10 protein-coding genes are annotated in these 14,842 nt (G+C 69.9%); 4 read left to right on the top strand and 6 right to left on the bottom strand.

Annotation, left to right across the window (positions count from 1 at the left end; genetic code table 11):
• Window positions 1-176: 176 nt before the first annotated feature.
• Window positions 177-1,496: a lipid IV(A) 3-deoxy-D-manno-octulosonic acid transferase gene (gene waaA / locus RAB70_RS08025; protein ID WP_148830334.1), complete on the bottom strand. Its 1,320-nt coding sequence runs from the start codon at window positions 1,494-1,496 to the stop codon at window positions 177-179.
• Between the two features lie 103 nt (window positions 1,497-1,599).
• Between waaA and RAB70_RS08020 the strand changes: the two genes are divergently transcribed.
• On the top strand, window positions 1,600-2,541 hold the full coding sequence (locus tag RAB70_RS08020) for an LpxL/LpxP family Kdo(2)-lipid IV(A) lauroyl/palmitoleoyl acyltransferase (protein ID WP_148828163.1): 942 nt from the start codon (window positions 1,600-1,602) through the stop codon (window positions 2,539-2,541).
• Window positions 2,542-2,545: 4 nt separating this feature from the next.
• On the opposite strand, the gene RAB70_RS08015 is transcribed toward RAB70_RS08020, so the two are convergent.
• Genes RAB70_RS08015 through RAB70_RS08005 form a run of 3 tightly spaced genes read right to left on the bottom strand, consistent with a single transcriptional unit; the run spans window position 2,546 to window position 5,202 of the window.
• Entirely contained in the window at window positions 2,546-3,901 is a 1,356-nt protein-coding gene (locus RAB70_RS08015; protein ID WP_148828164.1) for an O-antigen ligase, read from the bottom strand.
• Complete coding sequence (locus RAB70_RS08010; protein ID WP_043094811.1) at window positions 3,882-4,994, bottom strand: glycosyltransferase; 1,113 nt, start codon at window positions 4,992-4,994, stop codon at window positions 3,882-3,884. The genes RAB70_RS08015 and RAB70_RS08010 overlap by 20 nt, the downstream gene beginning before the upstream one ends.
• A 10-nt stretch (window positions 4,995-5,004) precedes the next feature.
• Window positions 5,005-5,202, bottom strand: a complete 198-nt coding sequence (locus tag RAB70_RS08005) for a zinc-finger domain-containing protein (protein WP_010344507.1) — start codon at window positions 5,200-5,202, stop codon at window positions 5,005-5,007.
• A gap of 213 nt (window positions 5,203-5,415) precedes the next feature.
• On the opposite strand from RAB70_RS08005, the gene RAB70_RS08000 reads away from it, so the two are divergent.
• The gene (locus RAB70_RS08000) at window positions 5,416-5,655 is read left to right on the top strand and encodes a helix-turn-helix domain-containing protein (protein ID WP_039728970.1); all 240 of its coding nucleotides are present in this window, start codon (window positions 5,416-5,418) and stop codon (window positions 5,653-5,655) included.
• Window positions 5,656-6,120: 465 nt separating this feature from the next.
• Here RAB70_RS08000 and RAB70_RS07995 read toward each other — a convergent pair whose 3' ends face one another.
• Both RAB70_RS07995 and RAB70_RS07990 read right to left on the bottom strand, forming a co-directional pair.
• Window positions 6,121-8,406, bottom strand: coding sequence for an NADP-dependent malic enzyme (locus RAB70_RS07995; protein WP_017910606.1), 2,286 nt, complete (start codon window positions 8,404-8,406; stop codon window positions 6,121-6,123).
• A 148-nt stretch (window positions 8,407-8,554) separates the two neighbouring features.
• Complete coding sequence (locus RAB70_RS07990) at window positions 8,555-9,919, bottom strand: dicarboxylate/amino acid:cation symporter (RefSeq protein WP_026143958.1); 1,365 nt, start codon at window positions 9,917-9,919, stop codon at window positions 8,555-8,557.
• A gap of 449 nt (window positions 9,920-10,368) precedes the next feature.
• Here RAB70_RS07990 and RAB70_RS07985 point away from each other — a divergent pair, with 449 nt between their 5' ends.
• Together RAB70_RS07985 and RAB70_RS07980 are read left to right on the top strand one after the other, a co-directional pair.
• On the top strand, window positions 10,369-11,541 hold the full coding sequence (locus tag RAB70_RS07985; RefSeq protein WP_148828165.1) for an OprO/OprP family phosphate-selective porin: 1,173 nt from the start codon (window positions 10,369-10,371) through the stop codon (window positions 11,539-11,541).
• 316 nt (window positions 11,542-11,857) lie between these two features.
• A complete protein-coding gene (locus tag RAB70_RS07980; RefSeq protein WP_148828166.1) occupies window positions 11,858-14,503 on the top strand; it encodes a PAS-domain containing protein in 2,646 nt (881 codons plus the stop codon).
• Window positions 14,504-14,842: the final 339 nt, after the last annotated feature.

Below are 14,842 nucleotides of genomic sequence, written 5' to 3'. Positions count from 1 at the left end.
TGGGAGGAGAGGGATGGCGAGTGCCATGCGTCGCGACTTGCAGGGCATCTCGAGTAACGACGCATGTCATTCGCAGGAGCCGCAGGAGCGGCTTCAGCCGCGACGGGACTTCCCATGAACAGCCCGTCATGGCGATACCCGCTGCGACGGATATGCCCGCGCGCCTCTACGACGCGTCAGTCCTCCACGCCCGCATCGCCCGCCAACGGCGGCAGGTGCGGCGCGATCAACTGCAGGGTCCGCTGCAGCGCGCCGCGGCCGTTGGCGACCAGCGCGCAGCCGGCCTCGGCCATGCGCGTGCGCGCCTCGGCATCGCCCAGCAGGGACTGCAGCGCCGCGCACACGGCGCCGGCATCCTCGCAGATGGCCACTGCACCGGCCTCGCGCATGCGCCGCGAGATTTCGGAGAAGTTGTGCAGGTGCGGGCCGGTCACCGACGGCGTGCCGACCGCCGCCGGCTCCAGCAGGTTGTGCCCGCCGATCGGCTGCAGGCTGCCGCCGACGAAGGCCACCTGGGCACACGCATAGAACCCCATCAGCTCGCCCAGCGTATCGATCACGAACACCGCATCCTCGGCGCTCGGCCACTGCTGCTGGCGGCGCGTGGCCACGCGCCAGCCCTGGTCGCGCACCAGCGCCTCGACCTTGGCGAAGCGCTCCGGATGCCGCGGCGCCCACAGCAGCAGCAGGTCCGGCCACTGCCGGCGCAACTGCCGGTGCATCTCGATCACCGCCGCTTCCTCGCCGTCGTGGGTGCTGGCGGCGATCCACACCGGACGCGTCGCCGGCACGCGCTCGCGGAACGCGGCGACGACCTCCGGCAAGTGCGCAGGCGCGGCGATGTCGAACTTCAGGTTGCCCAACGCGCGCACCTGCTCGGCACGCGCGCCCAGCGCGACGAAGCGCTCGGCATCCTCCTGCGACTGCGCCGCCACGCAGGTGACGGTGCGCAGCGCGCGCCCGATCAACGGCCGCAGCAGCCGGTAGCCGCGCAACGAACGCGCCGACAGCCGCGCATTGAGCACGTACACGGGAATGCCGCGGTCGCGGCAGCCGAACAGCATGTTCGGCCACAGCTCGGTTTCCAGGATCAGCGCCAGGCTGGGGCGGAAGTGCTGCAGGAACCGGCCAACGCTGCCGGGCACGTCGTAGGGCAGATACACATGATCGAGCGCGTCTCCCCACAGCGCGCGCACCCGCTCCGAACCGGTCGGGGTGATGGTGGTGATCACCCAGCGGATGTCCGGGCGCTGCGCGCGCAGCGCATTGACCACCGGCGCGGCGACGTTGACCTCGCCCACCGAGACCGCATGCAGCCACACCCGCGGCCGCCCGCGCGCCTGCGAATACGAGGCGTAGCGCTCGTCCCAGCGCTGGAAGTACTGGCGCACGCGAAAACCGCGCCAGACCAGGTGATAGACGGTGACCGGCAGCAGCAGATAGAGCACGGCCGAGTACAGGCCGCGCAGCAGCCGCTCGATGAAATCGTTGCGCATCCGGACAGCATAGCCGGTTGCAAGCAGGCGGCGGCAGACGATCGCCACGCGCGCCGCAGCGCACGCCGACGCGGTCGTGCGCGCGCCCGGCTAAACTTGGCGCATGTCTGCCGCCCCCACTCCGCCCGCGTCCGCTACCCAGGCCGCACCGCCGCCACGCTCGCCCCGCCACTGGCCCACCTGGCTGCTGCTCGGCCTGGCGGTGATCGCCGCGCGCCTGCCTTGGCTGTTGCAGCGCGCCCTGGGTCGCGGCATCGGCTGGCTGGCGCTGCACCTGGCCGGCACCCGCCGCCACGCCGCCGAGGTGAACCTGAAGCTGTGCTTCCCGGAGCAGAGCGATGCCTGGCGCGAACGCCTGCTGCGCGACAGCTTCGATGCGCTGGGCGTGGGCGTGTTCGAGTTCGCCCGCGCCTGGTGGGGCGGCATCGGCGCGATCCGCCGGCGCACCCGCATCGAGGGGCTGGAGCACCTGCAGGCCTTGCAGGCGCAGGGCCGCGGCGTGCTGCTGGTGTCGGGCCACTTCATGACCCTGGAGATCTGCGGCCGGCTGCTGTGCCAGTACGTGCCGCTGGCCGGCATGTACCGGCGCCACCGCAATCCGGTGTTCGAATGGGCGGTCAAGCGCGGCCGCCTGCGCTACGCCACCGCGATGTTCGCCAACGAGGACCTGCGCGGCAGCGTGCGCCATCTCAAGCGCGGCGGTTTCCTGTGGTACGCGCCGGACCAGGACATGCGCGGCAAGGACACGGTGTTCGTGCCGTTCTTCGGCATGCCCGCGGCCACCATCACCGCCACCCACCAGCTGGCGCGGCTGACCGGCTGCGCGGTGGTGCCGTACTTCCACCGCCGCGAAGGCGCCGACTACGTGCTGCGCATCGCGCCGCCGCTGCAGGACTTCCCGTCGGAGGACATGGTCGCCGACACCGCGCGGGTCAACGCCGCCATCGAGGCGATGGTGCGCGAAGCGCCGGCGCAGTATCTGTGGATCCACCGCCGCTTCAAGCGCCAGCCCGGCGGCCGCAGCGACTTCTACGAGCGCGGCTGAGCGCTCACCCAGGCGTCGCGGCGTCGGCGCGCTCGCCCGGTTCGGGGTCGTTCGCCAGCAGGGCGCCGGCGTACAGGCCGATCAGCAGCATGGTCAGCCCGCCCCAGAACGACGAATAGAACGCCAGGTGGGTATTGAACGGGAACACCGTGATCAGCAGTGCCTGCATCGCCGGCCGTGCGCGTTCGCGCGCCTGCACCGACGCGTAGCGCCACGCGCGCCACGCCTGCGCGGCACCGGCCAGCCACAGCAGCAGGCCGATCACGCCGGTCTCGGCGAGCACCTCGAGCACGATCTGGTGGGCATGGAAGGCCGGCTCGCGCCCCCATTCCCCGGCATGGCCCGGATCCGGATCGCACCCGACGTAGGCCTCGCGGAAGCCGCGCACGCCGACGCCGTTGATCGGGTGCTGGCGGATCATGCACCAAGCCGCGCTCCAGATCTGCGCACGCCCGGTCAGCGCCGCGTTGAGGTCGGCCGGATGCCCGCTGAGCGCGCGCGCGGTGCGCTCGAAGCGGTCGTGGACCTGCGGCGACACCACGCCCAGCACCCCCGCCACCAGCAGCGCGGCCACGCCCAGTGCCAGCAGCTTGCGCGCACCGAGCAGGCGCCAGCCCGACAGCACCAGCAGCACCGCGAAGGTGATCCACGACGCGCGCGATCCCGCCAGCACCAGCACCACGCCGACCGCCCCTGCCGCGATCAGCCAGCCCCAGGCACCGCCGCGGCGCGCAGCCAGCCACAGCAGGAACGGCGAGACACTGGCCAGCACCTGGCCGAACTTCAGGTTGCACGGGCCGAACACGCCGCTGAGGCGATCGGCCAGGGCGATCTCCTGCGGCGTGCACAGGCCGTGGTGGCTGATCGCCCACTTCAGCTGGTCCAGCGACCAGAACAGCGGGCTGGTGCCGCACAACGCCTGCGCCAGCGCATCCACGGTCCAGATCGCGGCGATCACCGCCAGGCCGTTGAAGGTGGTGCGGCGACCGCGCGGCGTCGCCACCGCCATCGCCACCAGCCACAGGAACGGCAGGAAGCGCAGGTCCACCGCCGATTCGCGCAGCGCCAGCGGCACGTCCACCGCGCCCAGCGCCGACAGCGGCTGCGGCAGCCAGTAGGTGAGGAACAGCAGCGTGGTCAGCGCCCAGGCCGGGCCGCTGAGCAGGCGCGCGCCGCCGCGGAAGCGGCTGTGCAGCAGACGCGCCAGGGTGACCAGGGCGCCCAGCGCCAGCACCCCGGCGGCCAGGCCGGGCGCCGGCCACAGCGCGACGAACACCAGCACCCAGACCGGCGCCCAGCGTTCGCGGACTTCGGGCAAGGCAGAAGCGGACAGGGAACCGTCAGGGCCGGAGTTCGTCATAGATCGCCAGAGTGCTGCGCTGCATCGCCTGCAGCGTATAGGGAAGCGTCGCCGGCGGCGCCGGCGGTTGTGCCAGCAGTGCGCGCGCGGCCGCCAGCAGGGCCACGGCGTCGAAGGTCGCCACTGCGCCGGCGGGCTGCAGCTGCGCCAGCAATTCGCCGACCCCGCCATGCGCCCAGCCCAGCACCGGCCGCCCGACCGCCAGCGCCTCGACCACGGTGCGACCGAAGGCCTCGGGCTTGCGCGACAGCTGCAGCACCAGGTCGCTGGCGGCGTAGGCGTCGGCGATGCGTGCGGTCGGCGGCGTGAACGCCACCGCGTCGGCCACGCCGAGGGTCGCCGCCTCGGCTTCCAGTTCGCGGATGTAGGCCTCGCGCCCGGCCTCGCGCGCGCCCGGCAGCCACAGCCGCGCGTCGCGTCCCTCGCCGCGCAGCGCCGCCAGCAGGCGCAGCGCGTCGGCGTGGCCCTTCAGGCGGGTGCCGCGCCCCGGCAGCAACAGCAGCGGCCCATCCCCGGCCAACGCCGGCGCCTGGCTGACGGCCCACGCCCGCGCCTGCGCATCGGGCCAGGGACGGCGCGGGAACTGCGCCGGATCGATACCGCGCGGCACCACCCGCAGGCGCGCCGGGTCGGTCTGCGGATAGTGCTGCAGCACGTAGTCGCGCACGGTCTCGGACACGCAGATGACCCGCTCGCCGCGGGTCATCACCGCGCTGTAGCGGCTCGGCGAGTTGAGCCCGTGCACGGTGGTGACCAGGCGCGGACGCTGTGCCGCCGGCATGCCCTGCAGCGCGCGCCAGCCCAGCCAGGCCGGCAGCCGCGAGCGCGCGTGCACGATGTCGGCGCGCTCGCGCGCGAACAGGCGCCGCAGCGCCGGCACGTGGCGCAGGGTCAGCAAGGATTTGCGGCCGATGTCCAGGGCGATGTGTTCGGCACCGGTGGCGGCCAGCGCCGGCAGCAGCCGGCCGCCGGCCGACACGACCACGGCGCGATGCCCGGCCTCGACCAGGGCCTGGGCGATTTCCAGGGTGGACCGCTCGACGCCGCCGGACTCCAGCGCCGGCAGCAGCTGCACCACGGTCAGGCGGTGCATCGAATCCGGATCAGTCGACCAGCACGAAGACCGCGCCGCAGTAAGGGCACTTGGCTTCCAGGCCCGGCTCGTCCTCGATCGGCAGATAAACCCGCGGATGCGAGTTCCACAGCGCCATTTCCGGGGTCGGGCAGCTCAGCGGCAGGTCGGCGCGGCGCACCTCGTAGCGCGTCTGGGCATTGGCGGGCGCGGTGGCGGTATGGCTCATGGCGGTGGGGACACGGCAAAAAGGGACAGGCGATTCTAGCAGTCCATCCCGGGCCAGGCGCGGGTCTCGGAGGCCGCGGCGGCAGCGATCGCCGGCCGTCCTTTCACGCGCCTTTCCGCTTCGCTTGATACGGAACCAACGCACCACTATGCTGACATCACGCGGCGCCGACATGCCGCTATGAGGTGTCTCGTGGATATAGGTGTGCGTTTGATGCAGGCGCGGCGAAATGCCGGTTTCACACTGCGCGAGCTTGCCGCCTTGCTGGGCGTGGCGCATAGCACCCTGGGTCATTGGGAGAACAACCGTTCGGTCCCCAATGCCCGGCATTTGCTGAAGATCGCCGAACTTACCGGCGTCGATGCGTATGTGCTGCTGACCGGCAAGCCGTCCAAGCTGAACCAGACCGACAGCGACAGCCTGCCGTTGCCGGTGGGCAAGCGCATGGCCTGAGCGCGGCGCGGCGCCACTGGCGCCGTCCCCGTGCCCGGCTCGACCCCGCGCAGCCCAGGTGCCGGCTGCGCGTGAAGACGCGACTCGCACCGCGACACTTGCTGTCGCTCCGATATGAAACCGCTTCCAGCCCCGCCCTTTCGCTGATCTCGCCGCAATCCGGCGCAGCGGTTGCGGCACTCTTGCCGCTGCAGCGCCACTCCCTCACTGCCCCTGGCGCAACCGCGGCCGCCTTCCCTGCCACTCATTCCATCTGCGGCGACATCGCGCGCTCAGGCACGGCCTCGCGCACGACTCGCACCTGAGGCGAGCGCAGCGCGCGAGCGGATCTCCTGAAGACATGAGGGTGGCAGCCGTGCTGCCAGCTGTGCCGTGTACGCACGCCCGAAGCGCCGGTGCAGCACGTGCAGCCGCACCGGCACCGCAGTCATGCGGGCCGATGCGGGCTGGAAGCCGCGTGGCGGCTTACTTTTCCGCTTCGAGCTGCTTGCGGATCTGCGCGTCGACCGCGGCGATCGCGGTCATGTTCATCACCCGGCGCGAAGTGGCGCTGGTGGTGAGGATGTGCACCGCCTTGGAAATACCCATCAGGATCGGGCCGATCGCCACGCCGTCGGTGAACACGCGCACCAGGTTGTAGGCGATGTTGGCCGCTTCCAGGTTCGGCAGCACGAACAGGTTGGCGCGGCCCTTCAGCGTGCTGTTGGGCATGATCTGCTTGCGCAGCGCCTCGTCCCACGCGGTATCGCCCTGCATCTCGCCGTCGATGTTGAGCTCGGGCTTGCGCTTGAGCAGCGCCTCGCGCACCTGGCGCATCTTCAGCGCGTCGCGCGAATCGTGGCTGCCGAAGTTGGAATGCGACAGCAGCGCGATGTTCGGCTCGATGCCGAACAGCTTCAGGCGATAGGCGGCCTGCAGCGTGGCTTCGACGATCTGCTCCACGCTGGGATCTTCCTGCACGTGGGTGTCGACGAAGAAGAACGCGCCCTGCTGGTTGATCACACCGGTCATCGCCGAGGTCGAACTGACCCGCGGCTCCAGCGGAATCACGCTGCGCGCGTAGCCGAGCTTCTTGTGGAAGCGGCCGACCACGCCGGTGAGCAGCGCATCGGCTTCGCCGCGCGCGACCATCACCGCGGCGATCAGCGTCGGCCGCGAGCGCATCAGTTCCTTGGCCGCGGTGACGGTGACGCCGCGGCGCTCGGTGAGCGCGTGGTAGTACTGCCAGTAGTCGTTGAAGCGCGGATCGTCGTGGATGTTGGTGATCTCGAAATCCACGCCGGCGGTGATGCGCAGGCCCAGGCGCTGGATGCGCGCCTCGATCACGTCGGGACGGCCGATCAGGATCGGGAACGCCAGGCCCTCGTCGATCACGCTCTGCACCGCGCGCAGCACCACTTCCTCTTCGCCCTCGGCATAGACCACGCGCTGCTTGTCGGCGCGGGCGCGGTCGTACACCGGCTTCATCATCAGGCTGGTGCGGTAGACGAACTGGCTGAGCTTGTCGCGGTAGGCGGCCATGTCGGCGATCGGCCGCGTGGCCACGCCCGAATCCATCGCCGCCTGCGCCACCGCCGAAGACAGCTCGACCAGCAGGCGCGGATCCAGCGGCCGCGGGATCAGGTAGTCGGGACCGAAGCTCGGCGTCTCGCCGCCGTAGGCCGCGCCGAGGTCGGAGGCCTCGCGCCGCGCCATCGCCGCGATCGCCTTGACGCAGGCGATCTTCATTTCCTCGTTGATGCCGGTGGCGCCGACGTCGATGGCGCCACGGAACAGGTAGGGGAAGCACAGCACGTTGTTGATCTGGTTCGGATAGTCCGAACGGCCGGTGCCGATGATCGCGTCCGGACGCACCGCCTTGGCGGCCTCCGGCGTGATCTCCGGATTCGGATTGGCCAGGGCGAAGATCACCGGCTGCGGCGCCATCGTCGCCACCATCTCCGGCTTGAGGATGCCGGCGGCCGACAGGCCGAGGAAGATGTCCGCGCCCTCGACGATCTCGGCCAGGGTGCGCTTGTCGGTATCGCGGGCGTAGCGCGCCTTGTCCGGATCCAGGTCGGTGCGGCCGGTGTGGATCACGCCGTCGCGGTCCAGGGCCAGGATGTTCTCCGGCTTCAGGCCCAGCGAGACCAGCATGTTGACGCAGGAGATGCCGGCCGCGCCCATGCCGGTGGTGGCCAGCTTGACCTCTTCGATCTTCTTGCCGGTGACCACCAGCGCATTGAGCACGGCCGCGCCGACGATGATCGCGGTGCCGTGCTGGTCGTCGTGGAACACCGGGATGTTCATGCGCTCGCGCAGCTTGCGCTCGACGATGAAGCACTCCGGCGCCTTGATGTCTTCCAGGTTGATGCCACCGAAGGTCGGCTCGAGGCTGGCGATGATGTCGACCAGCTTGTCCGGGTCGTTCTCGTTGATCTCGATGTCGAACACGTCGATGCCGGCGAACTTCTGGAACAGCACGCCCTTGCCTTCCATCACCGGCTTGGATGCCAGCGGGCCGATGTTGCCCAGGCCCAGCACCGCGGTGCCGTTGCTGATCACCGCCACCAGGTTGCCACGCGCGGTCAGTTCGCTGGCCTGTTTCGGATCGGCGACGATGGCCTCGCAGGCGAAGGCGACGCCCGGCGAATAGGCCAGCGAGAGATCGCGCTGGGTCAGCATGGGCTTGGTCGCGGAGACCTTGATCTTGCCCGGCGGCTGCTGGCGGTGATAGTCGAGGGCGGCCTGTTTGAAATCGTCGTTTGACATCGAGGGCTTCTTTTGTCGAAAGGCGCGGAGGGCCGGAATTCTACCCCCAGCCGCAGGAGCGGTCCTGTCTGGCGGCTGTCGCCACGGCGTTGGGGGCAGGAAAAAAGCAACGCACCGGCAAGGCCGGCGCGTCGTGTGGTGCAAGGGATCAGCGCGTGGCGAGCGGTTCGGCCGCCACCGCCGGCAGCGGCACGGCCTCGCCATCCAGCGCCAGGCGCAGACGGTCGCGATCCAGCGCATTCTCCCAGCGCGAGACCACCACGGTGGCTACCGCATTGCCCATGAAGTTGGTCAGCGAGCGGCACTCGCTCATGAAGCGGTCCACGCCCAGGATCAACGCCATGCCGGCCACCGGCACTTCCGGCACCACCGCCAGCGTCGCCGCCAGGGTGATGAAGCCGGCACCGGTCACGCCGGCCGCGCCCTTGGAGCTGAGCATCGCCACCAGCAGCAGCGTGATCTGATGGCCCAGAGTGAGTTCGGTGTTGGTGGCCTGCGCGATGAACAGCGCCGCGAGCGTCATGTAGATGTTGGTGCCGTCGAGGTTGAACGAGTAACCGGTGGGCACCACCAGGCCGACCACCGACTTCTCGCACCCGGCGCGCTCCATCTTCTCCATCAGCGACGGCAGCGCCGATTCGGACGAGGACGTGCCCAGCACCAGCAACAGTTCCGTCTTGAGGTAGCGGATCAGCTTGAAGATCGAGAAGCCGCACAGATAGGCGACGGCGCCGAGGATCACCACCACGAACAGCAGCGAGGTGACGTAAAACGAACCGACCAGCCAGGCCAACTGCACCAGCGAGTGCAGGCCGTGCTCGCCGATGGTGTAGGCGATCGCGCCCAGCGCGCCGATCGGCGCGGCCTTCATCAGGATGTGCACCAGCTTGAACACCGGCGCGATCAACGCCTCCAGGAAGTTCAGGACCGGCTTGCCGCGCTCGCCGACCATGGCCAGCGACACGCCGAACAGCACGGCGACGAACAGCACCTGCAGCACGTTGGTCCCGACCAGCTTGCCGTTGACCACCTGGTCGCCGGTGAACGCGCCGAGCAGCGAGTTGGGGATGATGTCCATCAGGAAGCCGACCAGGGTCAGGTCGTGCGACTTCTGCACGTAGCTGGCGACCTTGCTCTGGTCCAGCGTGGCCAGGTTGACGTCCATGCCCGCGCCGGGCTGCACCACGTGCGCGACGATCATGCCCACCACCAGCGCCAGGGTGGAGAAGAACAGGAAGTACACCATCGCCTTGCCGAACACCCGTCCCACCGTCTTCAGGTGCGTCATGCCGGCGATGCCGGTGACGATGGTCAGGAAGATCACCGGCGCGATGATCATCTTCACCAGCTTGATGAAGGCATCGGCCAGCGGCTTGAGCTGCGTGGCGAACTGCGGCTCCAGATGGCCGAGTACAGCACCGATGACGATGGCCACCAGCACCTGGACGTAGGTATGCCGGTAGAACGGCACCGGCCGCGGCGCAGGGCTGGCCGGGGAAGTTGAGATATGCATCGAAGGCGCTCCGGGACGGTCCGCCCACCCGACGCGGGTCGCGGAATGCTGCCTTTGTACGCGTCGCCAGCGTCTAAGCAGATAACCTATTGGTACTAGGCCCGGCACCGCGCCGTGTCGACGCGGTTACAGTGGCGCGGCAGGCTCACGGAAGGGCTGACGCAACGCCGCACGCAGACGCCGCCCCTCGCGGCCGATGGCGGCGTGGCCGCCATCGCAGCGCACGTCTTCAGGGGGAGACGGCGTCGCAGGACTGCAACATCGCCGTAAAGAACGGCCGGGCGCGTCCGCTATTGCATGCAGGGGGCATCGCGTCCGGCACCGTGTCCGCATCGCAGCGGCCTCGCCGTTCGCGTGCGGTCCACCGCCGCACTGCCCGCGCCATGCATGGCACCACCAGCCCGGCCGGGGACTGCCGCGCCTTCATTCCTTACCGAGACGACTCCATCATGCGCCACACTCTCCTCTTCGCTGCGCTGGGCCTGACCGCCGCCGCTCCCGCCGTCGCCGCCAACGGTTTCGACGACTGGCCGACCAAGGTCGCCTTCAACGACGGCACCGAACTGGCCGTGACCGGCAACTACGCCTACGACTGGAACAACTTCTCCAACGACGACGGTCGCCTGGAGGACGACAACGCGTTCCGGCGCAAGGAGTTCGGCGCCACGTTGAAGAAGAAGGGCGTGTACGACGCGATGGTGTACTTCGACTTCCAGTCCAAGCTGTGGCTGGACGTGTTCTTCCGCTTCGAGACCAAGGCCCTGTTCGGCGCCGACTACGGCAAGGTGCGCCTGGGCTACATCAAGGTGCCGGTGGGCCTGGAAGGCGTGACCAGCTCGCGCGCGGACAGCTTCATGGAAGTGGCGCTGCCGGTGCAGGCCATCTACCAGGGCCGCCGTACCGGCGTGGAGTGGACCTTCGAGCGTCCGCAATACCTGCTGCAGGCCGGCGCCTACGGCGGCAAGGACCTGCAGGGCGACAACCCCGGCACCACCCAGGCGGTGCGCGGCGTGTGGACCCCGTTCAAGGCCGACGGCGACGTGCTGCACCTGGGCCTGGCGTATTCGCAGGAGAATCCGCGCGGCTACCACAACGGCCTGGACGTGAGCTTCAGCCCACGCGCGCGCTTCCGTGCGCGTCCGGAAGCCGGCCTGACCGACGTGCGCCTGATCGATTCGGGCACGCTGGTCGACGTCGACCAGGTGCGCCGCACCGGCCTGGAGGCGATCTGGATCAAGGGACCGTTCTCGATGCAGGGCGAGGCGCTGCGCGCCGACGTGACCCGCGACAACGGCCGCCCCGACTACACCGCCGACGGCCAGTACGTGTTCGCCAGCTACGTGCTGACCGGCGAATCGCGGCCGTACAGCGCCGGCAACGTCGGCAACATCAAGCCGGCCAACGCCTACGGCGCGGTCGAGCTGCTGGCGCGCTACAGCCGCCTGGACCTGGACGACGGCACGGTGCTCGGCGGCCACCAGCACGACTGGACCTTCGGCGCCAACTGGTACCTGACCAGCCACTTCAAGTTCCAGGTCAACTACGTGCGCGCCGATGCCGAACGCGCCGGCGTGCACGTCAAGCCGAACTCGCTGGACGTCCGCGCCCAGGTCCAGTTCTGAGCCAGTGCACGCCGGCCGATCCGAGGCGATCGGCCGGCGTGCACCCCGCTGCGCCAGCCGCAAAGGCTGCGCAGCGAACCGCAGGAGGGGCCTCGGCGATGCCAAGGCCCCTTGAGTGATGCGGCCTCGGCGCCCACAGCGTGTTCGCGGCACATCCGCAAGACGACACCGGCGACGTTCCCTGATGCGATCGCCGTTGCACCTGCCGGCGGTTTCGGCTCGTTGGCGCTCCGCGACGCCAGCCATCTGCGCCGCATGCCGCAAACGGCAACGCACCCTCTAAGCTGATGCGGTCCCGGTCGCCGCGTTCTTCCGCATGCCCTCGCTCCTGCGCCATCGTCGCCTGATCCTGCTGCTGGTCGTCATCGTCGGCGGCATGGTGCTGGCGATGCTGTCGGCGCAACACGTCGCCGAACAGCGCGCGCTGCGCGCCGAGAGCGTGCAACTGCGGCAACAGCTGGAGCTGTATGCGCAGACCCTGCAGCAGCGCATCGACCGCTACCGTACCCTGCCGCAGGTGCTGGCGCTGGATCCGGAACTGCGCGACGCCCTGACCCATCCGCTGGACGCGGCCACCCAGCAGCAGTTGAACCTGAAGCTGGAGCGCGCCAACGACGTCACCCGCTCCTCAACCCTGACCCTGATCGATGCCAACGGCGTGGCCCTGGCCGCCAGCAACTGGCGCCTGGCCAGCAGCAACGTCGGCGCCGACTACAGCTTCCGTCCGTACGTGAAGCAGGCATTGGCGCAGGGCAAGGGCCGCTTCTACGGCATCGGCATGACCACCGGCGTGCCCGGCTACTTCCTCTCGCAGGCGATCCTCGACGCACGCGGGCGCCCGCTCGGGGTGATCGTGATCAAGATCGAACTGGCTGCACTGGAGCACGAATGGCTGCGCGTGCCCGACGTAGTGCTGGTCAGCGACAGCCATGGCGTGGTGTTCCTGTCCAGCCGCGACGTCTGGCGCTATCGCCAGTTGCAACCGCTCAGCGCGCACGAGCGCGACGAATTGCTGGCCACCCGCCAGTACGCGCAGCAGACGCTGCTGCCGGCGCGACGGCGGGTCTTGGAGACGCTGGACGACGGCGGCCAGGTGATGCGCATCGACATGCCGGCGCAGCCGGCGCCGCTGCTGTGGCAGAGCATGGCGCTGCCGGAGGGCGGCTGGCGCCTGCACCTGCTGCACGACGTCGGCGGCAGCCGCGCGGCCGGCCGCGCCGCCGCGCTGGCCGCGGCCGGGATCTGGCTGGCGCTGTCGTTCCTGGGCCTGCTGTTCCAGCAGCGCCAGCGCCTGGCACGGCTGCGCCAGCGCAGCCGGCGCGAACTGGAGGCGTTGCTGCAGCAGCATGCGCAGGAGCTGCGCACCGCCCAGGACGGTATCGTGCAGGCCGCGCAGCAGGCCGACACCGGCCTCAGCCGCAGCCTGGAGCACCTGCCACAGGGCGTGGTGATCATCGATGCGCAACTGCGCCTGGTGGCGTGGAATTCACGCTATCTGGAGATCTTCCGCTTCCCGCCGGAACTGATCCGGGTGGGGCGCCCGATCGAGGATGTGTTCCGCTACAACGCACGCCGCGGCCTGCTCGGCCCCGGCCCGGTGGAAGCGGCGATCCAGCGCCGCCTGGATCACCTGCGCAGCGGTCGTCCGCACATGCGCGAGAGCGAGAAGGACGACGGCACGGTGCTGGAGATCCGCGGCAATCCGCTGCCCGACGGCGGCTTCGTGACCAGCTACGCCGACATCACCAGCTACAAGAACGCCGCACGCGAGCTGCGCTCGCTGGCCGACGCGCTGGAGCATCGCGTCGCTGAGCGCACCCACGACCTGGCCGAGGCCAAGCGCGAGGCCGAGAACGCCAACCGCTACAAGACCCGCTTCGTGGCCTCGGCGGTGCACGACCTGCTGCAGCCGCTCAACGCCGCGCGCATGTTCGTCTCGGCGCTGCGCGGCAAGCTGCACGAGGCCGATGCGCGGCAGATCGCCGACCATGTCGACAACGCGCTGGCGGCGCAGGACGCGATCCTCAACAGCCTGCTGGACATCTCGCGACTGGAAGCGGGCACGTTGAAGACGCAGGTGCAGGACCTGGCGCTGGACCCGCTGCTGCAGACCCTGGCACGCGAGTTCGGCATCGTCGCCGAAGGCCGTGGGCTGCGCCTGGACTACATATCGACCCGCGCCACCGTGCGCAGCGACGCGACCCTGCTACGGCGCATCCTGCAGAACTTCCTGTCCAACGCGGTGCGCTACACCCCGCGCGGACGGGTGCTGCTGGGTTGCCGGCGCGACGGTGCGCAGTTGCGCATCGAAGTGCACGATCAGGGACCGGGTATTCCCGACGCCCTGCAGCAGGAGATCTTCGAAGAATTCCGCCGGCTTGGCGACGGCGTCGCCAACGACCGCGGCGCCGGCCTCGGCCTGGCGATCGTGGAGCGCATCGGCCGCCTGCTCGGCCACCGTATCGGCCTGCGCTCGCAGTTGGGCCGCGGCAGCGTGTTCTCGGTGACCGTGCCGCTGGGCGATGCCGCTGCGGCGCAACGCCAGGTGCCGGCGGCGATGGCCAGCGACAACGGCGACGACCCGATCCTGCATGGCTGCCGGGTCTGGTGCATCGACGACGACCCGCGCGTCTGCGAGGCCAGCCGGACTCTGCTGACGCGCTGGGCCTGCCAGGTGGAACTGGCCGCCGGCCCGGACCAGGCGCTGGCCGCAGCGCAGCCGGCACAGGCGCCGGAACTGGTATTGCTGGACGTGCGCATGGGCGACTGCCACGGCCCGACCCTGTTCGCGCAGCTGTGCGCACGCTGGCAGGCCGAGCCGCGGGTGATCCTGGTCACCGCCGAAGCCGATCCGGCGCTGCGCACCCTGGCACAGGACCGCGGCTGGGGCTTCCTGGCCAAACCGGTCCGCGCGCCAGCCCTGCGCGCACTGATGACGCAGATGTTGCTGCGGCGTGGGTGAGGCTTTCGCTTGGGTTTGGTTTGGTTTTGGGTTTGGGGAGTTTGGATCTCTAGCTGCCGTACCCTCATCCGCCCCTGCGGGGCACCTTCTCCCGAAGGGAGAAGGGAAGGGCTAGCCCCTCTCCCCTCGGGAGAGGGGTTGGGGTGAGGGTCCGGGGCGCGCAGCGCGGCCCAAGATCTCATGCGCCGGTAGCAAACGGCCCTCGCCGCTGCCTGACGACGGAGAAAACTCTAGCCGCCGTACCCTCATCCGCCTCTGCGGGGCACCTTCTCCCGAAGGGAGAAGGGAAGCGCTTAGCCCCTCTCCCGCCGGGAGAGGGGTTGGGGTGAGGGTACGGGC

It is taken from the genome of Xanthomonas sontii (genome assembly GCF_040529055.1).
Taxonomy (GTDB): Bacteria; Pseudomonadota; Gammaproteobacteria; order Xanthomonadales; family Xanthomonadaceae; genus Xanthomonas_A; species Xanthomonas_A sontii.
This window is presented reverse-complemented; position numbering and strand designations above follow the sequence as displayed.